Raw genomic sequence first — 21,567 nt, 5'->3', positions numbered from 1 at the left:
AAGATGGATGACACGACCCCCCACGCCCAGAGGAGGCCTTTTGCTGATCTTCCTCGGTGCGTTCGCGGTTCTTCCGTTGGTTCTGCCGTGGTTGATCAAGCGGATCGGCGCCCGCGCATTCTTCGTCGCGGCCCTGCTGCCCATTGCCGCATTCATCGATGCCGCCCGGCGTGGCCCTGAGGTTCTGAGCGGCGGCATTCCGTTCGAGTCATACGCCTGGATCCCTCAGCTCGACATCGCCCTGTCGATGCGGATGGACACACTGGCATGGATCATGACCCTCATCGTGACCGGTGTCGGCGCGCTCGTGATGATCTACTGCCGCTGGTACTTCGACGGCAAGAAGGTGGGCGTCGGGCAGTTCGCCGCCGTGCTGCTGGCCTTCGCGGGTGCCATGTACGGTCTCGTCCTCACCGACGACATCGTCGTGCTGGTGATGTTCTGGGAGATCACCAGTGTTCTGTCGTATCTGCTGATCGGCTTCTACAACGCTCGTGGTGCGAGCCGTCGCGCGGCGCTGCAGGCCCTGCTCGTCACGACCCTCGGCGGTCTCGTGATGTTGATCGGCGTCGTGATGCTGGTCGTCCTCTACGGCACGACGAGCCTCAGCACGATCGTCGCCTCACCGGCGCCCGAGGGGGCCGTCCTCAACATCGCGATCGCGCTGACCCTCGTCGGCGCGCTGAGCAAGTCGGCCATCTTCCCCTTCCACTTCTGGCTGCCCGGTGCGATGGCAGCCCCCACGCCCGTCAGTGCCTATCTGCACGCGGCTGCGATGGTGAAGGCCGGCATCTACCTCATTGCCCGCCTCGCGCCTGCGTTCGCGCACGAAGACCCCTGGCGCCCCATGGTCATCGGCCTCGGCGTGTTCACGATGCTGCTCGGCGGTCTGCAGGCTCTGCGCGAGTCCGACCTCAAGCGCATCCTCGCGTTCGGGACGGTGAGCCAGCTCGGCATGCTGACGGTCGTGCTCGGCTATGGAGAGCGCAACTCCGCCCTCGCGGGACTGGCCCTGCTCGTCGGTCATGCCCTCTTCAAGTCGTCGTTGTTCCTGGTCGTCGGCGTCATCGACCGGCAGCTGTCGACCCGCGACATCCGTGAGCTCTCGGGAGTGGGCCGACAGGCGCCCACCCTCGCGGTCTTCTCGATCATCGCGATCGGCTCGATGGTCGGCGTCGCGCCGACAGTGGGCTTCGTCGCGAAAGAGGCGGCGCTCACGTCGCTGCTCGAGGGCGGCACCGACCCCGTCGCGCTCGCGCCGCTGATCGGCATCGTGCTCGGCTCCCTTCTCACCACGGCCTACGGCGCCCGCTTCGTGTGGGGCGCGTTCTTCACGAAGAAGGATGCCGCCGGCGAGACCCTTCCCCGCACCGAATGGCCCGACCCCCCGATCGGCTTCCTCGCGGCGCCGGTGCTGCTGAGCGGCCTGACGATCGTCGGCGGTGTCGCGGCTCCCTTGCTCGACGCCGCGTTCTCGGGCTACGCCGACACGATGCCCGAGGTGGCGGGCGCCGACGGCTACGACTACCACCTGGCTCTGTGGCACGGTCTCGAACCCGCCCTGTTCCTGTCGGTCGGCAGCATCCTCGCCGGTCTCGTGCTGTTCTGGTTCGTCGGGCGGCGCGATGGCACGCAGCGTCGCTGGCTCCCCTTCACCGCCGTCGACGCCTACAACGGAACGGTTCGCGCGATCGTGCGGACCTCGGTCTGGACGACGTCGCTCACCCAGCGCGGGTCGCTCCCGGTCTACGTGGGGACGATCTTCGTCGTGTTCGTCGCGGCCGAGGGAACGGCGCTGATCGCGCACGGCGGCTGGCAGGCCGACCTCGCCGCCTGGCACTCGCCGATGCAGGTCTTCGTCGCACCCGTCATGATCATCGCGGGCATCATCGCCGTGCGCGCCCGCAAGCGCTACACCGGCGTCGTGCTCGTTTCGGTGACGGGACTCGGCATGGTCGCGCTCTTCGCGTCGGCGGGCGCACCCGACCTCGCGCTGACGCAGATCCTGGTCGAGACGGTGACGCTCATCGCCTTCGCCCTGGTGCTGCGCCGCATCCCGTCGCGGATGGGCGACCACAACGCCTCGGTCTGGCCGATCGGGCGCGCGCTGCTCGGGATCGGCGTCGGCGCGACGATGGCGCTCGTGGCGATCGTCGCGACCAGCGCGCGGGTCGCCGAGCCGATCTCCACCGCCTTCCCCGAGCTCGCCTACGAGATCGGTCACGGAAAGAACGTCGTCAACGTCACCCTGGTCGATCTGCGCGGGTGGGACACGATGGGCGAGCTGTCGGTGCTGATCCTGGCGGCGACCGGCGTGGCCTCGCTCGTCTTCGTGACGCACCGCTCCGACACGCTCTCGCGCGCGATCTCGTCGCTGCCCACCGGGGCTCTGCGCACCCGCCGTCCGCTCGTCGAGACGTCGGAGGGGCCGCGTCCCCGCGCAGGGTCGGGATCGTCGCGCCAGGCCTGGCTCGTGGGCGGGCAGAAGCTTCGACCCGAGACGCGTTCGATCATGCTCGAGGTGATCGTCCGCATCCTGTTCCACACGATCATCGTCGTCTCGCTGTACCTGCTGTTCGCCGGCCACAACCTGCCCGGCGGCGGGTTCGCCGGTGGACTCGTCGCGGGCATGGCGCTCGTCATGCGATACGTCGCGGGCGGACCGTACGAGCTCGGCGCTGCGGCACCGACGGATGCCGGGCGGCTGCTGGGCGTCGGGATGGCCCTCGCGGTCGGCACCGCGGTCGTGCCGCTCTTCTTCGGCGCACCGGCTCTCACGAGCACATTCTGGGAAGCCGAGCTGCCCGTCCTCGGCCATGTCGAGTTCGTCACCTCGACGATCTTCGACGTCGGTGTGTACCTCGTCGTCATCGGGCTCGTCCTCGACGTGCTCCGCTCACTGGGCGCTGAAGTCGACCGTCAGCGCAAGGAACGAGAGGAGCTCGCCCGATGAACGTCTCGCTGGTCCTGATCATCATCATGGGCGTGCTCTTCGCCGCCGGCGTGTACGCGATGCTCGAGCGCAGCCTCACCCGCGTGCTGATCGGCTTCCTGCTGCTCGGCAATGCGGCGAACCTGTTCCTCCTCATCGTCATGGGGGCGCCCGGCATCGCCCCGTTCTACGGGTCCGCCGACGACCCCGCCGAGTTCAGCGACCCGCTGCCCCAGGCGCTCACGCTCACCGCGATCGTCATCACCTTCGCCGTGTCGGCGTTCCTGCTCGCCCTGATCTACCGGTCGTGGCAGCTCGGCCAGGCAGACACGGTCGAGGACGACGAGGCCGATCTCGCCGTGCGCGATCGCGTCGCAGAGGACGACGAGGCGATGGAGCAGGAGATCACCGACGAGGACGACGACGCCACGACCGACTTCGTCGGCGACCAGACCTCGCCCATCACCGTGCTGCACTCGCGCGACTTCGACGCGCTGCGCGACGACGCGCCCACCGATCGCCCCGGAGGAGACCGATGAGCGCCCTGGTTCCCCTCCTCGTGACGCTGCCTCTGCTGGGGGCCGCCGTCGCCCTGATCTTCGGCCGCCGCCGCCGCATCCAGGTCGGTGTCTCGATCGTCACCCTCACCGCGACGCTCGTGATCGCCGCAGTGCTCCTGAACGTCATCAACGCCACCGGGGTGCCCATCGCGGTGTCGGTCGGCGGGTGGCCGATTCCGTTCGGCATCGTGCTCTACGTCGACCGGCTGGCCGCGCTGCTGGTGGTCGTCTCGAGCGTCGTTCTGCTCGCGGTGCTGCTCTTCTCGGTCGGGCAGGGTGCCGCCGACGGCGACGACGAGACGCCGGTCTCGATCTTCCACCCGTCGTACCTCATCCTCTCGGCGGGAATCTTCAACGCGTTCATCGCCGGCGACCTGTTCAACCTGTACGTCGGGTTCGAGATCCTGCTCGTCGCCTCGTACGTGCTCATCACCCTCGGTTCGACCGAGTCGCGCATCCGCACGGGCGTCGTCTACATCGTGGTCTCGCTGGTGTCGTCGATCCTGTTCCTGTCGGCGATTGCTGCGATCTACGGCGCGCTGGGCACGGTGAACATGGTGCAGCTGTCGCAGCGGATGACCGAGCTGCCGCAGGAGACGCAGCTCGTCCTGCATCTGATGCTGCTGCTCGCGTTCAGCATCAAGGCCGCCGTCTTCCCGCTGTCGTTCTGGCTGCCCGACTCGTACCCGACCGCCCCCGCTCCGGTCACCGCGGTGTTCGCGGGACTGCTGACGAAGGTCGGCGTCTACGCGATCATCCGCACCGAGACCGAGATCTTCCAGGACAACGACGTCAACACGCTGCTGCTGATCGTCGCCCTCGCGACGATGATCGTCGGGGTGCTGGGTGCGGTCGCGCAGGCCGAGCTCAAACGCATCCTGTCGTTCACCCTCGTGAGCCATATCGGCTACATGATCTTCGGCCTCGCCATCGCGACGCCGGCCGCCGTCGGCGCGACGATCTACTACATCGTCCACCACATCGTCGTGCAGACGACCCTCTTCCTCGCGGTGGGACTCGTCGAGCGCCGAGCGGGGTCGACCTCGATCCTGAAGGTGAAGGGCCTCATGCGGGCCGCCCCGTTGCTGGCGGTGCTCTACTTCATCCCGGCGATCAACCTCGGGGGCCTGCCGCCGTTCTCGGGCTTCATCGGCAAGTACGCCCTCTTCGACGCGGCCGCCGACGAAGGCAGCCCGCTCATGTACGTGCTGATCGTCGCGGGCATCATCACCTCGCTCCTCACCCTTTACGCGCTGATGCGCGCGTGGAACCTCTCGTTCTGGCGCGAGAAGGACGAGGCCGGCGAGGGCGAGAGTGAGACCGACTCGCGCATCGCGTACCTCGGGGATGCGGAGGGTGCCGATGTGCAGACCGAGAAGCGTGTCATCCCGCGCATCATGACCACGGCGACCGCCGGAATGGTCGCTGTCACGGTCGCCCTGACGGTGTTCGCCGGGCCGCTGTACGACCTGTGCGCCGCCATCGGAGAATCTCTCCTGCAGCCGGTCACGATCAGTCAGCTCGAGCAGGAGGTGCAGTGATGATGGTCGAGGCGAAGCGCAGCGCCGCGACGGCACTGTGGCGACAGCTGCCCTTCTTCGTCTGGCTGGTCGCCCTGTGGATGCTGCTGTGGGGTCAGTTCACCGTGCTCGCGGCCCTGACCGGCATCGTGGTGGCACTGTTCGTCACACGTGTGTTCCGGCTGCCCCCGGTCGAGCTGTCGGGGCGGGTGAACCTGTGGTGGGGCGTGGTCTTCTTCCTCGAGTTCCTCCTGTCTCTCGTCAAGGGATCGCTGCTGGTCGCGTGGCAGGTCGTCGACCCGCGGCGGCAGCCGGGCGCTGCGATCATCGCCGTGCCGCTCCGCACCGACGACGACCTGATCATGACGCACGTGGCGGTGACGGCATCCCTCATCCCCGGCTCGCTCATCATCGACATCGACCGCGACCGTCGCATCCTCTACGTGCACGCCATCGGCATCCGCTCGCAGGAGCAGCTCGAGAACCAGCGACGCGAGATCCAGCACTGGGAAGAGCGCATCGTCCGCGCCGTCGGATCGAAGGAGCAGGCTCACCAGCTGTCGGACCTGCGGAGGGAGCGCTCGTGACCTGGCTCATCGTCCTCATCTCGGCCGTGTTCGCCGTGTCGGCCCTGCTGACGCTGTGGCGCATCATCGTGGGCCCGTCGATCCTCGACCGCGCGGTCGCATCGGATGTCCTGCTGACCCTCGTGATCTGCGCACTCGGCGCCGAGATGGCGATCAACCATCACACCCGTACCCTGCCCGTGCTGCTGATCGTCGCCGCGGTCGGCGTGTTCGGTTCGATCTCGATCGCGCGGTTCGTCGCGCGGAAGGACAACACGGACGCATCATGAGCATCACCGACATCATCGCTCTCGTGCTCGTCCTCATCGGGGCGCTCCTCTGCCTCACCGCCGCGATCGGCCTGCTGCGTTTCCGCGACGTGCCGACCCGTCTGCACGCCGCCACGAAGCCGCAGGTTCTCGGCTTCATCCTGATCTGCATCGCCGTCGGAGTCTCGCTGCAGTCGTGGCCGGTCGTCGCCTTCCTCATTCCGGTGGCGCTGATCCAGCTCGCCACCGCGCCGCTGTCGGCGCACATGGTCGGTCGACAGGCGTACCGGAACAAGAAGCTCGACCGCGATTCGCTCTTCGTCGACGAGTTCGCCGACGCCCCGGCGCCGAGCGACACCCGCGACTGACGCCTCGGACCGGGCCCTAGCCCGCGAGCGAGTCGAGGTGGCGCGACAGCACCTGCTCGGCTTCGACAGCGGCGTCCCTCGACGAGGTCCAGACGAGGTGCAGCGCCAGCCCGTCGAGGAGAGCGTGCAGGCGATGCGCTTCGAGGTGCGCGTCGAGGTCGCCTCCGAGCTCTCCCGCTTCGGCGAGGTCCTGGATCACGGCGTCACAGACTCGACGAACGCCGTCGTGCAGTTCGCGGGCGTGGCCCTGTAGGTCGTCATCGGTGAGGGCGAGCCGGCTCAGCTGAAGCTGGACCAGGAGTTCGGTGCGACGCGCCTCGTCGAGCGGCAGCAGCTCGCGCATCGCTTGCATCGCGCGCTCGCGGCCGTGGCCTGTGACGGCGAGCAGGCGGGTCGCGACGTCCTGCTGCAGGCGCTCGAAGCAGAACCGGCGCAGTTCGTCCTGCGTCGGGAACGCTCGTCGCAGGGATGCCGTCGCGATTCCGGCCTCGTCGGCCACCCGCCGAACCGACAGCGCCGCCACGCCATCGCGCGCGAGGACACGGAAGGCGGCTGCGGCGATCTCGTCGTTACGGTCGTTGTGGTCGATGAGGCGCGGCATGACCTCATCATCCCGCAGCGGCGGGAGCTCGTTTGGGCCACACGGAGTAGCTGATGGCCCACAGCAGGTCGATGCCCACGATCAGGCCGAGGATCGGGAAGAAGCCGAGCAGCTCCGCGGTGCGCTCGGCGTCGCCGACCAGCAGGATGAGCCCGCCGAGGATCGCCGCCGCGATCGCGGATGCGAGCAGCGTGCGCGGGACGTCCTTCCAGCAGGCGACGGCATACGCGGCGCCGTAGAGAACCGGACGCGGTTCGGCGCCTCGGAAGCGCGTGGCGACCTTCGCGTCCGCCCACGCGATCATGCGGTGGCCGTATGCCACCGAGACGCCGATGTAGAGCGCGGCGAGGCCGTGGTGCCACGACGCCGTTCCGCCCCCCAGCAGGTCGACGGCGACGAGGAGCAGCAGGATCAGGTCGATCAGAGGTGCGGCCAGCAGCAGTGCGGCGCCGAGCTTCGGTCGATTGTAGGCGTAGCGGGCGACGAGGCCCGCGACGATCGCGACCCAGAATCCCACCTCGCAGGCGATGATGGCGGCCAGGATCATGATCGTTCCTCTCGTTCAGCGACCGTCGGATGCTAGCACGACCGTGCTACCAAAAGACGTCGCTGACGATCAGGCCACGCGATTGCGCACCAGTTCGAGCGCGGCCTCCTCGAACCAGTCGCCCGCGGCCGGCCCGCCGTTGCAGGTTCCGTCGCTCTCTCCGGGCCGCTTGATCCACAGCAGTGCGTCGAGACCTGAGTCCTCCGCGGCGACGGCCGGCGGCGTCCCGAGGCCCGCCCCGCGCGGATTGCACCAGGTGCCCTGCCCGCCGCGGCCGTTGCGGGAGGTGTCGATGACGTACCTCGGGGTGCCGCCCAGAAGTGCTCGGAGCCGTTCCGCGTACCGCCGTTCGGCCGCGGTCGGCGAGAAGTTCGACACGTTCGTCGAGAAGCCGCGGCCCTCGAGCACCCCGGCGTCGCGCAAGCGCTCGGCCATCGTCTCGGCCGGCACCCAGTTCGCGTGACCCGCGTCGACGTAGGCCGCGACGCCGGCCTGAGCGAGGGCGCGGACGGCGCCGCGGATGAGCGCCGTTCGCGGGCCCTGCCTCGCGCAGTCCCCGAGCATCGCCAGGGCGTCGGGCTCGACGATGACCGCGGATGCCGTCCGGCTCAGGGTCTCCGCGATGAGCTGCGCCCAGGGCCCGTAGCGCTCGATCGTGAGACCGCCCGAGGAGTAGGCCGCGCAGTCGCGCGCCGGGATCGCATACATCACGAACGTCGCCACCTTGTTCTGTTCGGTGGCGGCGGCCGTCTCGGACCGCAGCACCTCGACGAGCTCGGCGTCGCTGTACCACTCGCCGAGCCACGTCGCGGTGGGCGCGCTCGCAATGATCTCGAGCGCGTCCGCCACGGCGACGCGACCCTGGGCGCGGGCAACCGCGACGGCGCGGGCTGCGGCCGAGTCGGTCGGCAGCGCCGGCCCGGCGGCCAGCGGGTTGGCATCGCGTCGCATGACCATCCTCATTCGAGACGTCACCCGACGATACCGGGGCGTCGCACGTCAGTGGGCTCGGGCCGCCTCGGTCTCGATCACCTCGGCGAGCTCGCGTGCCGTGCTCCACATCGGCCAGTGCCCGGTGGGCAGATCGACCACGTCCACCTGCTGAAGCCGCGAGACCTCGGCGAACATGGGGTGGCCGCCGCGCGCCATCGCCATGACCTGCTCGCCCGAGATCGAGCAACAGACAAGTGTCGTCGGCACCGCGTGGCGTGCGTCATCGGTGAGGACCACCTGCTCACGCAGCACGGGCGCGGGCTGCGGCACCGCCCGTGCTCGGAATCGGTCGAGGTGCTCCGCGTCGACCCCGTCCAGGCTGGCTTGCTGCGACAGGACGTCGAACGGCGGCAGCGGCAGCTCGGCGACGGTGTCGGGCAACTCCGGAGCGAACGCGCTGCCGGACGCCATCGGGCCCGAGTCGACCCAGATCACGCGTCGGACGAGTTCCGGATGCCGATCGAGCACGATGCTGACCGGACCATTGGCGCCGCTGTGCGCCACCACGATCGCCGGACCGTCCGTCGAGGCGCCCAGTGATTCGAGTGCGTCTCGGATCGCGAGAGCTTGGTCGTCGAGGGTGCGCGTTGCGCGTTCGGGGTCGCCGGCGTCGAGGCCGGGGAGGGTCACCGCCGTCACCCGAGCGTCGGGCGAGAGGTGGGCGAGAACGTCGTCCCATGCCCAGGCGCCGAGCCAGTGACCGGCGACGAGGAGGATCGGGGGAGAGGTGAGCTGATCGGTCATGACACCAGCATCCGCCCGTCGACGGACAGCAGTATGTCATCATCTATGTCATGAATTCGGCGAGACGATGAAACGGGTCGAACGGCTTCACGCCCTGACCGAGACGCTGCGGCGCAGCGGGTCGAGGGGCGTCTCGGCCGAGCGTCTGGCGCGGGAGTTCGAGGTCTCGGTCCGCACGGTCAAACGCGATCTCGACGCGCTCGAGCGCAGCGGTGCTCCGATCTGGTCGAGGCCCGGTCCGGGTGGCGGATACGGGCTCGCCGCCGGGTCCTCGCTCCCGCCGATCAGTCTCTCGCCCTCTCAGGCGGTGGCTCTCATGGCCGCGGTGGCCGCGGCGCCGGACGCGCCCTACGCCGATCTCGCGTCGGCCGCGGTGCGCAAGATCGTCGACGTGCTCGACCCCCGCACCCGGGAGCGCGCGGTCGACCTGGCCGGACGGGTCTGGGTGGAGGGGTCACCCGGCGCCTCGCGGATCGTCAGGTCAGCGCTCGAACAGGCGATGCTCGAGCAGCGTGTCGTCCGCATCCGGTATGTCGCTCAGGACGGCGCGACGACCACCCGCGATGTCGAGCCGGTGCTGTTCGCGTCGAACGGCGGACGGTGGTACCTCATCGGGTGGTGCCGGCTGCGCGACGCGATGCGGTGGTTCGCCGTTCACCGCATCGAGCGGGCGCACGTCACGGCGGCGGAGTGCGCGGGCCACACCGTCGCCGAGGTCGGCGAGTCACCCGAGCACGCCCGCCCGGTCCACGGGTCACGGATGACGTGAGGCCGAGGGGTCTCCGAAGTGCGTGCGGATGTGCTCGCTGATGGCGCGTCGGCCCGCGTCCTGGTCGCCTGCGATCAGGGCGTCGAGCAGTACGCGGTGCTGCGCACCCACGGCGTGAGGATCGGCGTAGTACGAGGCATCGCGGCGGAAGTAGGCGCGGACGCGAGGCTGGATCGTCCGCCAGATCTGCAGGCAGTGCTGTTGCCCCGAGAGGACGACGATGGCCTCGTGGAATCGGGCGTCCTCGTCGGCGAGCCTTCCCAGGTCGCCGGCGCCCGCCGCGTCGTCCATGCTCGCGACGATGGCGGCCAGCGCTGCGGCATCCTCGTCCGTGCACACCTCCATCGCCTTCGCGAAGGCGAAGCGCTCGAGGGCCAGGCGAACGGGCACGAGGACGTTCTCGATCTCCTCCTGTGACACCCCGAGCACCTCGGTGCCGCGATAGGGGTAGGAGACGACGAGCCCCTCCTGTTCGAGCTGCCGCAGCGCCTCGCGGATGGGTGCGCGGCTGGTGCCGAGCTGACTCGCGAGCTCGAGCTCGGTGAGCCGATGACCGGGTTCGAGATCTCCCGACGTGATGGCTTCCCGCAGCACCTCGGCCACCTGCTCGCGACGCGAAGCGGTGGGGATCGGCGGAAGGGATGGGGTGGGCACCAGGCAACGGTAGCAATTACGATGGTTGTCGACAATCGACAACCATCACGTCAGTGGTGAGAGAGGCGAACCCATGAAGATCACGGAGATCAAGACGTGTGGACTCCGCGGAGCGACCCCGGAGGGCGGATGGACGCATGAGCACGGTCCCGACGACGTCATCCACACCCTGATCGCCATTCACACCGACGAGGGCGTGATCGGTGTCGGCAGCTGCTACTCGAGCGAGTCTCTCGTGCGGGCGGCTCTCGAACTCCTCTCGCCGCTCCTGGTCGGCGCGGACCCCCGCGAGCCGGAGCGGGTGAGTCAGACCCTGAACGCGCACACATTCTGGATGGGGAGAGGCGGCGCGGTCGCGCACGCGATCAGCGGCATCGACATCGCCCTGTGGGACATCCTGGGTCAGGTGGCAGGGCTGCCGGTCGGGAAGCTGCTGGGCGGCGTCTACCGATCGCGGGTGCGTCCTTACGCGTCGTTGCTGGTGGACGACCCGGCTCCGCTGCGCGACAAGCTGCACGAGATCGCCGCCGGCGGGTTCACCGCGTTCAAGATCGGCTGGGGCGGGTTCGGGCGTCGTGACAGCCGATACGACGAGGATGTCGTCGCCGCGGCGCGCGACGCGATCGGGGCGGATGCCCTGCTCGCCGTTGACGCGGGTGGCTCGGACGGATTCTGGGCGGGACGCTCGGCATGGGCGATCCGCACCTCGGCGATGCTCGCCGACCACGATGTCGCGTGGTTCGAGGAAGCACTCGCGCCCGACGATATCGAAGGGTACAGCGCTCTCCGCGCGCGATCCGGCGTGCCGATCGCCGGCGGGGAGGTTCTCACGCGGCGGCAGGACTTCGCGCGATGCCTGCGGGCCGGAGCGTTCGACATCGTGCAGCCCGACACGACGAAGAGCGGCGGGCTCAGCGAATCGCGCCGCGTCGCTTGGCTGGCGGAGGAGTTCGGCGTGCGGCTCATCCCGCACGGGTGGAACACAGCGGTCGGGCTGAGCGCGGATCTGCATCTCGCGTCCGCCGTCGCCGGCACCGACCTCGTGGAGTATCGCACGGGCTCCGCCTACATCGACGGGCTGCTGGAGGCGCCTCCCCAGCTCGACGCCGATGGCATGCTCACGGTGCCCGACGCCCCCGGCCTCGGCATCCGGCTCTCGCAGGAATCCCTCGATCGGTGGGGCACGCGACCCGATCTGCTGCGGCCGAGCGCGGGCCGGTGAGCCGCGGGTCACGTTGCCGGTGCGTCAGGTTGTCGGGGCGTCGAGGATGATCGCGCGCATCCCGGCGCTCGTCGCTCCGTCCGCGCCGACGCTGCTGTCCTCGATTGCGAGACAGCGCGCGGCAGGGACCGCGACGAGGGATGCCGCGCGGCGGTAGAGGTCGGGATACGGCTTCGGGCGGTCGCGCGGCGTCCATCCCACCAGCGGCACCCCCGTCAGCAGGGGGAGCGCGCAGGAGACGGTGTACTGCAGCCGCTCCTGCGCGCTGTTGCTGACGACGGCGATCGGGACCCTCGCGTCGATGAGGTCGCGGGCGAGGGCGTAGATCGGATCGATGGGCTGCAGGCTCTCATCGAACGCCGATCGCAGGCGGCGCCAGTACTCGCGATACACGACCTCCGTCGGAGGCAGCGAGGGATTCGTCGGCCGGAGCGTGGCGAGGCGCTGCTCGAAGCTCAGCCCGTCCGTGGCCGCACCCGGAGCCGGGCTCAGGGCGAGCTCGTCTGCGAGGGCGCGCCACACGCGGTCGCAGATCGGCTCGGAGTCGACGAGGGTGCCGTCGCAGTCGAAAAGCACCGCATCGACCTTCTGCCGACGGACGCGATCGAGCACGGACGCGGCCACGTCGTCGATGCCCGTCCCATCTGAGGTCAGGCGCCCACGCGCGGTTTCAGTGCGGGCCTTGACCATGCCACCACTCCTTCGAAGAAATGTCGATTGTCGACATTCTACCGAGGCGGCCGGAGCTCACCCGATGAGGCTCGGCTGCAGATCGCGCAGGGTGCGTCCGTGCGTCATCCGGGCCACGCCGATCGCGGCGAGCACCAGTGCGCCCACCATCCACGTGAACAGCACCGCGAGATCGAGGCTCACCCGGCTGAGGTCGCCGCCGTACATCCACTGCCGCATGCCGTCGACGACGTAACCCATCGGCAGAACGTGGTGCAGGGCCGCGAGAGGTGCCGGCAGGGTCTGCCAGGGGAACGTGCCGCCCGCCGTGACGAGCTGGAGCACCATCAGCACGAGACCGATGAACTGTCCGACCGACCCCAACCACACGTTGAGCGCGAGGATGATCGCGGCGTAGGTGAACGACGCGGTGATGAGCATCCCCAGGGTCCCCACGGGGCTCGAGAAGTTGAACCCGAGCGCGATCGACAGCACGCCGAAGAGGACGATCATGCCGATGCCGCCGAGCATCGCGGGAGTCAGCCATCCCGCGAGGGTCACGCGCAGCGGCGACCGCAGCGCGGTCACGGCTCGGCGCGACACCGGCTTGACGATGAGGAACAGCGCGTAGATGCCGATCCACCCGGCGAGGGCCGCGAAGAAGGGGGCCAAGCCCGCGCCGTAGTCACCGGCCTTCGCGATGTTCCCGGAATCGACCGCGACCGGGTCGGCGATCGTCTGCGCCTGCTGGTCGCGCAGCTCGGGCGACGAATCGGGCAGCTGGGCGACACCCGAGCTCAACCCGTCGCGCAGCTCGACGAGGCCGCCGTCGAGCGTCCCGAGCCCAGACGCGAGCTGGCGTGCACCGTCGTCGAGCTGAGCGGCGCCGGTCGCGGCCTCATCCGTGGCCGAGGCGAGCTGGCCCGCTCCCGACGACACGGATGCGGCGCCGTCGGCCGCCTGCGCGGCACCGCTCGCGAGCTGAGCGGCGCCCGAGCTGACCTGGGCCGCCCCCGCGGCGAGGCGATCGATCTGACCGGTCGCCTCATCGACGCGCGTCACGCCCGACTGCAGGCGTTCGCCGATCGGATCGAGGCGGGCCAGAACCTCGGCGATCTGCGCCTGGTCGAGTCCGCCGTCGGCGAGCAGGGCGGCGATGTCCGTCCGGACCTGCGGGAGCTGACCCGCGGCGTCGTCGACGACCGACCGCACGCGGTCGGCGTAGCCGGCGAGCTCGGCGGTGCCGTCCGAAACTTGAGCCGCGCCGGAAGCCAGGTCGGATGAGCCCTGTGCCAGCGTGCGCGTGCCGTCGGCGAGTTGCGACGCGCCTCCGGCGAGCTGGTTGGCTCCGTCGCGCAGCTGCACCGCGCCGGCCGAGAGCTGGCCCGTGCCGTCGGCGAGCTGGTTGGCCCCGTCGAGGGCCTGACCTGCGCCGTCGACGAGCTGGTTCGCGCCATCGGTGGCGTTCTGCAGCTGCACGCGGATGTCGGCGATGCCGGTGAGCAGGCGCGATGCGGCCTCACGGCCGACGAGTTCGGCGACCGACGAGCGGATGCGTTCGACCGCCTGCGAGCCGATAGACGACGCGAGGTAGTTGTTCGCGTCGTTGGTGGCGAGCACCAGCGTCGCCTGTCGGGGCTCGTCGCCCGCCGCGCTCGTCAGGGCGAGCGAGAAGTCTTCGGGGAGGGTGACGGAGAAGTCGACCTCGCCGGTGCGCAGCGCTTCCTGCGCGTCGGCGGCATCCATCTGCTTCCAGCCGAAGTCGCGGCCGTCGACGAGCTTGTCGGCCACCTCGGTGCCGTAGTTGACCGTCCCGCCGCCGTCGCTCGCGGGGGCGCCCGCGTCGAGGTCGACCAGGGCGACCGGGATGTCGGCGAACTTGCCGTAGGGGTCCTGGTTGGCCCACAGGTAGAGGCCGCCGTACAGGACCGGAACGAGCATGAGCGCGATCAGGGCGACCACCGACATCCGGGTGGCCGTCAGCCGTCGCAGCTCGGCGCTGATCAGAGCGGGGATCTTCATCGGGAGGCCTTCGGACGGGTGCCGCGCAGTCGGATGCCGCTGGGCACCAGCCGTCGGTGCGGCGCGAGGGGATCTGTTTCGGTGAGGAGGGTCGCGGCCGCTTGGCCTGCGATCACGAGCACGGCCAGGCCGCGACCGGCGAACTCGCGGGCGAGCGTCCACCAGGCGTGCGGGTCGCCGCCGTGACGGTCGGGCGAGACGAGCACGATGCCCTCGACTCCCGGGCGCAGGACCGCGAGCTCGAGCAGCATCCGGATGCGGTCGGTCGCCGGCACATCGCCGATGGGGACACGCGAGTACGAGCGGAGGTCGTGCTCGTCGAGCCATCGCCGAGCCGAGATCGGGTCGGCGAGGCGGCCGGCGAACATCAGCTCTTCGCCGACGACGCCGACCGTGGAGATGTTCGGAGGCGGGTCGCTGACGTCGGGGGCGTCGATGAGCGCGGTCTTGTGTCGCAGGGTGCGTGACGCGCGGGCGCCGTCGAGCAGCACGGTTCCGCCGTCGGGGCGCATCCGTCCGCTCGCGATGAGGCCCAGCACGGTCGGGCGCTGCTCGGTCTCGGCGATCGCGAGCGTGGCGCGGCCGGTGCGGAACGACAGGCTCGTGGGCGGAAGGGCCAGGTCTTTGCGGCCCTTCGCCACGTCGCGCAGTTCGACGCGCATCAGGACGCCGCTCCCACGACGTCCGAGTGGGCGTCGATGAGGGCGGCGGCGTCGCGCCACGAGAGCCCGGCGATCGAGAGCACCGCCCTGACGACGAGCGAATGCGCCTCGGGCGACGATGCGTCGAGGCGGACGATGACCGTTCGGGCGGTCTCCTCGATGAGGCGGGCGAGGGTCGGGGCGGCGACATCCGTGCGGAGGGTGCCCTCGTCCTGCCCACGACGCACCAGATTCATCAGCGCGCGGCGGAGCGGGGCGAGTGCGGCAGCGGAGTCTTCCACGTGCCGCTCGTCGAGGGCGACGGCCGCGGCGACCTGCACGTGCGACGCCTCGCCCCAGAGCCGACCCGTCAAGCGGGCGAGCGCGACAGGCACGGACTCGGTGTCGAGTCGCAGCCCCGGGTCGGTCGCGATCGCGTTGAAGCGCTGCGCCCCCGACGCGACGAGCTCGCGCACGAGCGCGTCGCGATCGTCGAAATGGCCGTAGAGCGCGCGACGGCTGAGGCCGGCGGCCCGGGCGATCGCGTCGACGGAAGCGCTCGGGTCGAGCGCCAGCGTGCGCGCGGCGGCGGAGAGGAGCCCGGCGCGATTCGCGGCGGCATCCTTCCGCGGACGACGAGGGGAGACGGTGTCGGTCACCCGTCGATGATACGAACTTGCACACGTATGTGCAAGTAAGGCTGCGACAGTGCGGTCGTGTCAGTCGGCGCCGAAGTCGAACGAGGCGGACTCGCCCGCGGCATCCACTCGATCGGCCAGATCCTGGTCGGTCTGCTCGACGTTGCCGGTGATCTCAGCCGCACCGCCGCGCTCGAGGTCGCCCACGAGCTCGGCCGTCGGACCCCCGATGAGGCCGATGCCGGCGTAGTGCTCGAGCCGCGAGCGCGAGTCGGCGATGTCGAGGTTGCGCATCGTGAGCTGGCCGATGCGGTCGGTCGGGCCGAAGGCCGAGTCGCCCACCCGCTCCATCGAGAGCTTCTCGGGCGAGTACGACAGGTGGCGGCTCTCGGTGTTCAGGATGGTGTAATCCTCGCCGCGGCGCAGGCGCAGCGTGACGGTGCCGCTGATCGCGGAGCCGACCCAGCGCTGGATCGACTCGCGCAGCATGAACGACTGCGGCTCGAGCCAGCGGCCCTCGTACATGAGGCGTCCGAGGCGGCGACCCTGCTCGTGGTAAGTGGCGAGGGTGTCTTCGTTCAGGATGCCGTTGACCAGCCGCTCGTACGCGATGAACAGCAGGGCCATGCCCGGCGCCTCGTAGATGCCGCGGCTCTTCGCCTCGATGATGCGGTTCTCGATCTGGTCGCTCATGCCGAGGCCGTGGCGGCCGCCGATCGCGTTCGCCTCCATCACGAGCTGGACGATGTCGGAGTACTCGACGCCGTTGACGGCGACGGGACGTCCGGCTTCGAAGGTGACCGAGACGTCCTCGGTCTCGATCTCGACGGCCGGGTCCCAGAAGCGCACACCCATGATCGGCTCGACGATCTCGAGCGAGACGTCGAGGTGCTCGAGGGTCTTGGCCTCGTGAGTGGCGCCCCAGATGTTGGCGTCGGTCGAGTAGGCCTTCTCGACGGAGTCGCGGTACGGGAAGCCGTGCGCGACGAGCCATTCGCTCATCTCGGTGCGGCCGCCCAGCTCGGTGACGAAGTCGGCGTCGAGCCAGGGCTTGTAGATGCGCAGCGCCGGGTTGGCGAGCAGACCGTAGCGGTAGAACCGCTCGATGTCGTTGCCCTTATAGGTCGAGCCGTCGCCCCAGATGTCGACGCCGTCCTCCTTCATTGCGCGGACGAGCATCGTGCCGGTGACGGCACGGCCGATCGGCGTCGTGTTGAAGTAGGTGCGACCGCCCGAACGGATGTGGAACGCGCCGCAGGCGAGGGCGACGAGGCCCTCTTCGACCATCATCGGCTTGCAGTCGATCAGGCGCGAGCCCTCGGCGCCGTACTGCAGCGCGCGGCCGGGGATCGACGCGATGTCGTCTTCGTCGTACTGACCGAGGTCGCCGGTGTAGGTGAAGGGGACGGCGCCCTTGTCACGCATCCACGCGACCGCGACGGAGGTGTCGAGACCCCCCGAGAAGGCGATGCCGACGCGCTCGCCGACGGGCAGGGACTGGAGGACCTTCGACATGGGGACAATCCTACTGAGCGGGGGCGTGCCCGTTGTGCCCCGGGCGGGGCGGGGGGAGGACGGACGTGCGCGAACTCCTCAGATCCGGCGGGATCGGCCGCGGTTGGGCCGGGAGGGGGGGGGGAGCGGGCGGCCGGATCTGAGGAGTTGCTGCAGGCGTCAGTCCTTCGTGACGGGGACGACGAGGCCGCCCCAGGTCTCGTTCTCGAAGTCTGCGGTCTCGGATGAGGTCAGCAGCTCGTACAGCGCGACGATGCGGGGGTCGTCCTTCAGGTCGGGACGCGTGGCGAGCACGTTGTAGTACGGGCTGCCCTCGCCCTCGGTGAGGATCGCCTGGTCGGCGGTGAGGCCCGCGGGAAGCGCGAAGCTGATCGTGACGAACGCCGCATCGACGTCCGGCACGGCCTGCGGCAGCGTCGCGTTCTCGATCTCCTGGAACTGGAAGTCGCGCGGGTTGTCGGTGATGCCGGTCAGGTCGACGACGTCGTCGGAGACCTCGATCAGACCCTCCTGCGCGAGCAGCTTGAGCGCACGGCCCTCGTTCGTCGGGTCGTTGGGGATCGCGATGGTCGCCCCGTCCTCCAGGTCGTCGAGGCTGTCGACCTTGCTGGAGTAGAACGCGGCCGAAGGCAGGTAGGCCTCGCCGACGCTGATGAGGTCGGAGCCGGTGTTGGTGTTGAAGTTCTCGAGGAACGTCGAGTTCTGGAACAGGTTCGCGTCGATCGAACCGTCGACGAGCGCGGTGTTGGGCGTGTTGTAGTCGGTGAACGGGACGAACTCGATCGTCAGCCCCAGCTCCGCGGCGCCGTTCTCGGCGATGTGGTTGAGGATGTCGCCGGCAGGCGTCTGCAGCGCGCCGACCTTGAGCGTGCCGAGGCCGTCACCCTCTGCGCCGCCCGACTCGGATGCCGGCGAGCCCGCGCATCCCGCCAGGATGAGGGCCGCGGAGGCGACGGCGGCCAGGACGAGCGGGGTGCGGGCGATGCGGATGCCACGGATGCTGCGGGACATGGAGGGTTCCTCTCGGGATGACGGTGCGTTGCGGATGTGTGTCGCGTTGCGGGGTGACGGGGCGGGTCGTGCGGTGCCGAGGCCGGGCGCCCGGGTCAGGCGCGGCCGCGGGCGTCGGCCCGCTGCATCCGGGCGCTCGAGGCGGGCTTGCGGGTGCGTGGCGTGCGCCGCGCGAGACGCCGGGCGCCCCAGCTCGCGAGGCCCTGCAGCACCATGACGATCGCGAAGATCACGACGATGACGCTGACGATGTGGATCCAGCTGTACTGCTGGTAGCCGTATCGGATCGCGACGTCGCCGAGCCCGCCGCCGGCGACGGTGCCGACCATCGCCGAGAAGTTGATGATCGAGGTGACGGTCGTCGACAGGCCGAGCAGCATCGCGGGCGCGGCCTCGGGCAGCAGCACCTTGGTGACCAGCTGCCACCGGCTCGCTCCGAGGGATGCCGCGACCTCCAGCAAGCCGTCGTCCACCTCCTTGATCGCGATCTCGACCATGCGGGCGAAGAACGGGATGGCGACGACCGACAGCGGCACGATCGCCGCGGTCGGTCCGATGAAGGTTCCGACGATGAGGCGGGTGAAGGGGATCAGCGCGACCATCAGGATGATGAACGGCACCGATCGGCCGAGGTTGACGATGAAGTCGAGCACGCGGTTGACGACGATGCCGACCCGTCGTGAGCCGAACGGGGTCGCGAGGAAGCGCCCCTGCTCGGTGCCGACGAGCACGACGCCCAGGGGCAGGCCGATGACGATCGTCGCGAGCAGCGCGACGCCCACCATGTAGAGCGTCTGGCCGGTGGCGACCAGCAGCAGATTGAGCAGTTGCTCGTTCACGCGGCATCCCCTCCCTGCAGGACGTCGACGATGAGACCCTGGCCGCGCAGGTCGGCGATGACGGCGGATGCCGCGACCGCGGGCACCTCGAGCCGGGTGCGGCCGGCCTGCGTGCCGGCGATCTGCTCGACGAGCGCGCCGAGGAGGGACACGTCGACGTCGTGATCGCGGGCGATCCTCGCGATCACGGGACGATCCGCGGTGCCGCCGGCGAAGGTGATGTCGATGACCGTCGCGCTCGGGTCGGCTCCGGCGGGGATCGGACCGAGCGGGAAGAGCTGCGAGGTGAGCCGTGAGCCGGGCGTGCGGATGACGTCGGTCAGGCGGCCGCTCTCGACGATGCGCCCGTGCTCGAGGAGGGCCGCCGAATCGCACGTCGACTTCACGACATCCATCTCGTGGGTGATGAGGAGCACGGTCAGCCCGAGCTCCGCGTTGATGCGGCGGTAGAGGTCGAGGATCGACGTCGTCGTCTCGGGGTCGAGGGCGCTCGTCGCCTCGTCGGAGAGCAGCACGCTCGGGCCGCTCGCGAGGGCGCGGGCGATGCCGACGCGCTGTTGCTGCCCGCCCGACAGCTCGTGCACGGCGGCGTCGCCCCGGTGACCGAGGCCGACGAGGTCGAGCATCTCCTGCGCGCGGTCGCGCCGCCGGGCCCGGGGGCTGCCGTCGAGTTCGAGGGCGAGCTCGACGTTGCCGCGCACCGACCGGCTGCCGAGGAGGTTGAAGCGCTGGAACACCATGCCGATCCGGCGGCGTGCCGTGCGCAGGCTGTTCGGGTCGAGGGCGGTCAGATCGACCCCATCGACGACCACCCGGCCTGTATCCGGGCGCTCGATGAGATTGACCATGCGGGCGAGCGTGCTCTTTCCCGCGCCGGACTGGCCGACGATGCCGTAGATCTCCCCGGAGGGGATCTGCAGTGAGACGTCGTCGACGGCGGTCAATCCGCCGTAGCTCTTCGATACGTGCTCGAGCGCGATCACGGTCGGGCCTTTCGGAGGTCAGCGCCGTCGGGTCGCCGGCGTCACCCCCGAGTTTCGCGTTCGCGCGCACCTCGACGAATTCTCGTTACCCCAGATGTCGTCGACGGTTGCGCGAGAACGTACCGTCGCCGCGAGCGCGCACCCTGAACGGTACGTTTTCGCGGGAAGGGTGCGTTCTCGGGGCTACGCCGCTTCGCGAGGCGGCGCGGCCGGACGGTCGGATGCCGCGGACGTTCGGTCGGGCGCGGATTCGGCCGACCCGGGAGCATCGGAAGCATGACCTCAACTGCATCCATTCCCCTTACCCGCGAGAACGCCGCACCGATGAGGTACGGCGGTCTCATCGTCATCATGCTCATGGGCTTCCTGGTGGTCACCGCCGAGTTCCTGCCCAACGGAGTGCTCACCGAGATGGCCGCGGCCCTCGGGGTGACCCCGGGCCAAGCTGGTCAGACGGTGACGATGACCGCGCTCGCCGGGCTGATCGTGGCCCCGACGATCGGCCTCATCTTCCCCCGCATGGATCGCCGGACCCTGCTCGTATGGGCCGCGGCGGCGGCATCCCTCTCGAGCATCCTCGTCGCGCTCTCACCGCACCTGATCACTATCCTGATCGCGCGCTTCTTCCTCGGCGCTTCCATCAGCGCGTTCTGGTCGATGTCGATCGCCGTCGCCGCCCGGCTCGCCGGACCGGAACGCATCGGCCGGGCGATGATGTTCACCTCGGCGGGAGTGTCGCTCGCCACCGTCGCCGGTGTGCCGCTCGGCGTGCTCTTGAGCGAGGCCTTCGACTGGCGCATCGCCTTTGCGGTCGTCGGGACGGCGACCGCTGTGGTCGCTCTCGCTGTGCGCGTCACGGTGCCCACGGTGCCGGCCGCTGCGGCATCCGGTGTAGGGATGCTCGTCGACTCGCTCCGGCGCCCCGGCGTCACGGCGGGCATGATCGGCCACGTGCTGGTCGTGCTGGGGCACTTCCTGGCATACACCTACATCCGGCTGGCGCTGGAGCGGGTTCCGGATGTCGGCGCCGAGACGATCGTGCTGCTGCTCGCCGTCTTCGGTGTGGGCGGTCTCATCGGGAACCTGGTCATCGGCCTGCTCGTCGACCGGGCGTTCCGCGTCTTCGCCGTGACGGCGCCGGTGATCATCGCGGCGGCGATCGCTCTGCTGGTGATGCTGCCCGGGTCGCTTCCCGTCGTCGTCCTCGCGGTCTTCGTGTGGGGCTTCTTCTTCGCGTCTTGGCTCATCATCGTCAACACATGGGTGGGTCACCGGATGCCGGACCGCCGCGAGGCGGGCGGCAGCCTCACCGCCGTCGGCTTCCAGCTCGCGATCGTGTTGGCCGCCGGGTTCGGCGGGTTGCTGGTCGATCTCACCGGGGTCGTCACTCTCGACATCGTGGCGCTTGCGTTGCTCGTGATCGGCGCGCTGCTCTTCGGCTGGGTCGTGCGGACCCACGAGGCTGACCGGATGCAGCACTCCTGACGAGGCGGTCAGCCGCTGA

At 69.7% G+C, this 21,567-nt stretch carries 22 protein-coding genes; 9 read left to right on the top strand and 13 right to left on the bottom strand.

Translation table 11 applies throughout. The features are described from left to right. Positions 1–40: 40 nt before the first annotated feature. From DEU36_RS09220 to mnhG, 6 genes are read left to right on the top strand one after another with little or no spacing between them, the layout of a single operon-like run. The gene (locus tag DEU36_RS09220) at positions 41–2,953 is read left to right on the top strand and encodes a Na+/H+ antiporter subunit A (RefSeq protein WP_120263885.1); all 2,913 of its coding nucleotides are present in this window, start codon (positions 41–43) and stop codon (positions 2,951–2,953) included. Beyond that, a complete protein-coding gene (locus tag DEU36_RS09215) occupies positions 2,950–3,471 on the top strand; it encodes a Na(+)/H(+) antiporter subunit C (protein WP_120263884.1) in 522 nt (173 codons plus the stop codon). Before DEU36_RS09220 ends, DEU36_RS09215 begins: the two co-directional genes overlap by 4 nt. Next, positions 3,468–5,033 carry a Na+/H+ antiporter subunit D gene (locus DEU36_RS09210; RefSeq protein ID WP_120263883.1) on the top strand — a complete coding sequence of 522 codons (1,566 nt, stop codon included), beginning with the start codon at positions 3,468–3,470 and terminating at the stop codon, positions 5,031–5,033. Before DEU36_RS09215 ends, DEU36_RS09210 begins: the two co-directional genes overlap by 4 nt. A gap of 2 nt (positions 5,034–5,035) precedes the next feature. After that, positions 5,036–5,599 carry a Na+/H+ antiporter subunit E gene (locus DEU36_RS09205; protein ID WP_396652163.1) on the top strand — a complete coding sequence of 188 codons (564 nt, stop codon included), beginning with the start codon at positions 5,036–5,038 and terminating at the stop codon, positions 5,597–5,599. Beyond that, positions 5,596–5,868 (top strand): monovalent cation/H+ antiporter complex subunit F, encoded by a 273-nt coding sequence (locus DEU36_RS09200; RefSeq protein WP_112615609.1) that lies wholly within the window; start codon positions 5,596–5,598, stop codon positions 5,866–5,868. The genes DEU36_RS09205 and DEU36_RS09200 overlap by 4 nt, the downstream gene beginning before the upstream one ends. Next, positions 5,865–6,215, top strand: a complete 351-nt coding sequence (gene mnhG / locus DEU36_RS09195; RefSeq protein WP_120263881.1) for a monovalent cation/H(+) antiporter subunit G — start codon at positions 5,865–5,867, stop codon at positions 6,213–6,215. Before DEU36_RS09200 ends, mnhG begins: the two co-directional genes overlap by 4 nt. Positions 6,216–6,231: 16 nt before the next feature. Here mnhG and DEU36_RS09190 read toward each other — a convergent pair whose 3' ends face one another. The 4 genes from DEU36_RS09190 to DEU36_RS09175 form a co-directional block, all read right to left on the bottom strand. Next, on the bottom strand, positions 6,232–6,816 hold the full coding sequence (locus tag DEU36_RS09190; protein ID WP_120263880.1) for a TetR/AcrR family transcriptional regulator: 585 nt from the start codon (positions 6,814–6,816) through the stop codon (positions 6,232–6,234). Between the two features lie 7 nt (positions 6,817–6,823). Beyond that, positions 6,824–7,363 carry a hypothetical protein gene (locus DEU36_RS09185; RefSeq protein WP_120263879.1) on the bottom strand — a complete coding sequence of 180 codons (540 nt, stop codon included), beginning with the start codon at positions 7,361–7,363 and terminating at the stop codon, positions 6,824–6,826. 69 nt (positions 7,364–7,432) lie between these two features. Then, positions 7,433–8,314 carry a glycoside hydrolase family 6 protein gene (locus DEU36_RS09180; protein WP_183045328.1) on the bottom strand — a complete coding sequence of 294 codons (882 nt, stop codon included), beginning with the start codon at positions 8,312–8,314 and terminating at the stop codon, positions 7,433–7,435. 48 nt (positions 8,315–8,362) lie between these two features. After that, a complete protein-coding gene (locus DEU36_RS09175; protein ID WP_120263877.1) occupies positions 8,363–9,100 on the bottom strand; it encodes an alpha/beta fold hydrolase in 738 nt (245 codons plus the stop codon). A 67-nt stretch (positions 9,101–9,167) separates the two neighbouring features. On the opposite strand from DEU36_RS09175, the gene DEU36_RS09170 reads away from it, so the two are divergent. Continuing rightward, positions 9,168–9,869, top strand: a complete 702-nt coding sequence (locus DEU36_RS09170; RefSeq protein WP_120263876.1) for a YafY family protein — start codon at positions 9,168–9,170, stop codon at positions 9,867–9,869. Here the strand turns inward: DEU36_RS09170 and DEU36_RS09165 are convergent. Then, on the bottom strand, positions 9,855–10,523 hold the full coding sequence (locus DEU36_RS09165; RefSeq protein WP_120263875.1) for a GntR family transcriptional regulator: 669 nt from the start codon (positions 10,521–10,523) through the stop codon (positions 9,855–9,857). The genes DEU36_RS09170 and DEU36_RS09165 overlap by 15 nt on opposite strands. 73 nt (positions 10,524–10,596) lie before the next feature. On the opposite strand from DEU36_RS09165, the gene DEU36_RS09160 reads away from it, so the two are divergent. Beyond that, complete coding sequence (locus DEU36_RS09160) at positions 10,597–11,745, top strand: mandelate racemase/muconate lactonizing enzyme family protein (RefSeq protein ID WP_120263874.1); 1,149 nt, start codon at positions 10,597–10,599, stop codon at positions 11,743–11,745. A 24-nt stretch (positions 11,746–11,769) separates the two neighbouring features. Here DEU36_RS09160 and DEU36_RS09155 read toward each other — a convergent pair whose 3' ends face one another. The 8 genes from DEU36_RS09155 to DEU36_RS09120 all read right to left on the bottom strand — a co-directional run bounded on the left by DEU36_RS09155 (position 11,770) and on the right by DEU36_RS09120 (position 20,063). Beyond that, a complete protein-coding gene (locus tag DEU36_RS09155) occupies positions 11,770–12,435 on the bottom strand; it encodes an HAD family phosphatase (protein ID WP_120263873.1) in 666 nt (221 codons plus the stop codon). Between the two features lie 57 nt (positions 12,436–12,492). Beyond that, positions 12,493–14,436, bottom strand: coding sequence for a YhgE/Pip domain-containing protein (locus DEU36_RS09150; protein ID WP_120263872.1), 1,944 nt, complete (start codon positions 14,434–14,436; stop codon positions 12,493–12,495). Beyond that, positions 14,433–15,098 (bottom strand): hypothetical protein, encoded by a 666-nt coding sequence (locus DEU36_RS09145; protein WP_120263871.1) that lies wholly within the window; start codon positions 15,096–15,098, stop codon positions 14,433–14,435. The genes DEU36_RS09150 and DEU36_RS09145 overlap by 4 nt, the downstream gene beginning before the upstream one ends. Beyond that, a complete protein-coding gene (locus DEU36_RS09140) occupies positions 15,098–15,736 on the bottom strand; it encodes a TetR/AcrR family transcriptional regulator (RefSeq protein ID WP_120263870.1) in 639 nt (212 codons plus the stop codon). Before DEU36_RS09140 ends, DEU36_RS09145 begins: the two co-directional genes overlap by 1 nt. 60 nt (positions 15,737–15,796) lie before the next feature. Continuing rightward, positions 15,797–17,230, bottom strand: a complete 1,434-nt coding sequence (argG, locus tag DEU36_RS09135) for an argininosuccinate synthase (protein WP_120263869.1) — start codon at positions 17,228–17,230, stop codon at positions 15,797–15,799. A 159-nt stretch (positions 17,231–17,389) separates the two neighbouring features. Continuing rightward, complete coding sequence (locus DEU36_RS09130; RefSeq protein ID WP_259455294.1) at positions 17,390–18,241, bottom strand: MetQ/NlpA family ABC transporter substrate-binding protein; 852 nt, start codon at positions 18,239–18,241, stop codon at positions 17,390–17,392. Between the two features lie 95 nt (positions 18,242–18,336). Next, positions 18,337–19,080: a methionine ABC transporter permease gene (locus DEU36_RS09125; RefSeq protein WP_120263868.1), complete on the bottom strand. Its 744-nt coding sequence runs from the start codon at positions 19,078–19,080 to the stop codon at positions 18,337–18,339. Continuing rightward, complete coding sequence (locus DEU36_RS09120) at positions 19,077–20,063, bottom strand: methionine ABC transporter ATP-binding protein (RefSeq protein ID WP_120263867.1); 987 nt, start codon at positions 20,061–20,063, stop codon at positions 19,077–19,079. The genes DEU36_RS09125 and DEU36_RS09120 overlap by 4 nt, the downstream gene beginning before the upstream one ends. 276 nt (positions 20,064–20,339) lie before the next feature. On the opposite strand from DEU36_RS09120, the gene DEU36_RS09115 reads away from it, so the two are divergent. Next, complete coding sequence (locus DEU36_RS09115) at positions 20,340–21,548, top strand: MFS transporter (protein ID WP_120263866.1); 1,209 nt, start codon at positions 20,340–20,342, stop codon at positions 21,546–21,548. Positions 21,549–21,567: the final 19 nt, after the last annotated feature.

This window comes from Microbacterium sp. AG238 (assembly GCF_003610405.1).
Lineage (GTDB): Bacteria > Actinomycetota > Actinomycetes > Actinomycetales > Microbacteriaceae > Microbacterium.
Note: the sequence above shows the minus strand (reverse complement) of the source record. Positions and strands in the feature narration are given on the sequence as shown.

Excerpts from the sequence above, each read along its gene's own strand:
- DEU36_RS09215 (WP_120263884.1), top strand. The coding sequence starts at position 2,950 with ATGAACGTCTCGCTGGTCCTGATCATCATCATGGGCGTGCTCTTCGCC.
- DEU36_RS09210 (WP_120263883.1), top strand. The coding sequence starts at position 3,468 with ATGAGCGCCCTGGTTCCCCTCCTCGTGACGCTGCCTCTGCTGGGGGCC.
- DEU36_RS09205 (WP_396652163.1), top strand. The coding sequence starts at position 5,036 with ATGGTCGAGGCGAAGCGCAGCGCCGCGACGGCACTGTGGCGACAGCTG.
- mnhG (WP_120263881.1), top strand. The coding sequence starts at position 5,865 with ATGAGCATCACCGACATCATCGCTCTCGTGCTCGTCCTCATCGGGGCG.
- DEU36_RS09190 (WP_120263880.1), bottom strand. The coding sequence starts at position 6,816 with ATGCCGCGCCTCATCGACCACAACGACCGTAACGACGAGATCGCCGCA.
- DEU36_RS09185 (WP_120263879.1), bottom strand. The coding sequence starts at position 7,363 with ATGATCCTGGCCGCCATCATCGCCTGCGAGGTGGGATTCTGGGTCGCG.
- DEU36_RS09180 (WP_183045328.1), bottom strand. The coding sequence starts at position 8,314 with ATGCGACGCGATGCCAACCCGCTGGCCGCCGGGCCGGCGCTGCCGACC.
- DEU36_RS09175 (WP_120263877.1), bottom strand. The coding sequence starts at position 9,100 with ATGACCGATCAGCTCACCTCTCCCCCGATCCTCCTCGTCGCCGGTCAC.
- DEU36_RS09170 (WP_120263876.1), top strand. The coding sequence starts at position 9,168 with ATGAAACGGGTCGAACGGCTTCACGCCCTGACCGAGACGCTGCGGCGC.
- DEU36_RS09160 (WP_120263874.1), top strand. The coding sequence starts at position 10,597 with ATGAAGATCACGGAGATCAAGACGTGTGGACTCCGCGGAGCGACCCCG.
- DEU36_RS09155 (WP_120263873.1), bottom strand. The coding sequence starts at position 12,435 with ATGGTCAAGGCCCGCACTGAAACCGCGCGTGGGCGCCTGACCTCAGAT.
- DEU36_RS09150 (WP_120263872.1), bottom strand. The coding sequence starts at position 14,436 with ATGAAGATCCCCGCTCTGATCAGCGCCGAGCTGCGACGGCTGACGGCC.
- DEU36_RS09145 (WP_120263871.1), bottom strand. The coding sequence starts at position 15,098 with ATGCGCGTCGAACTGCGCGACGTGGCGAAGGGCCGCAAAGACCTGGCC.
- argG (WP_120263869.1), bottom strand. The coding sequence starts at position 17,230 with ATGTCGAAGGTCCTCCAGTCCCTGCCCGTCGGCGAGCGCGTCGGCATC.
- DEU36_RS09130 (WP_259455294.1), bottom strand. The coding sequence starts at position 18,241 with ATGTCCCGCAGCATCCGTGGCATCCGCATCGCCCGCACCCCGCTCGTC.
- DEU36_RS09115 (WP_120263866.1), top strand. The coding sequence starts at position 20,340 with ATGACCTCAACTGCATCCATTCCCCTTACCCGCGAGAACGCCGCACCG.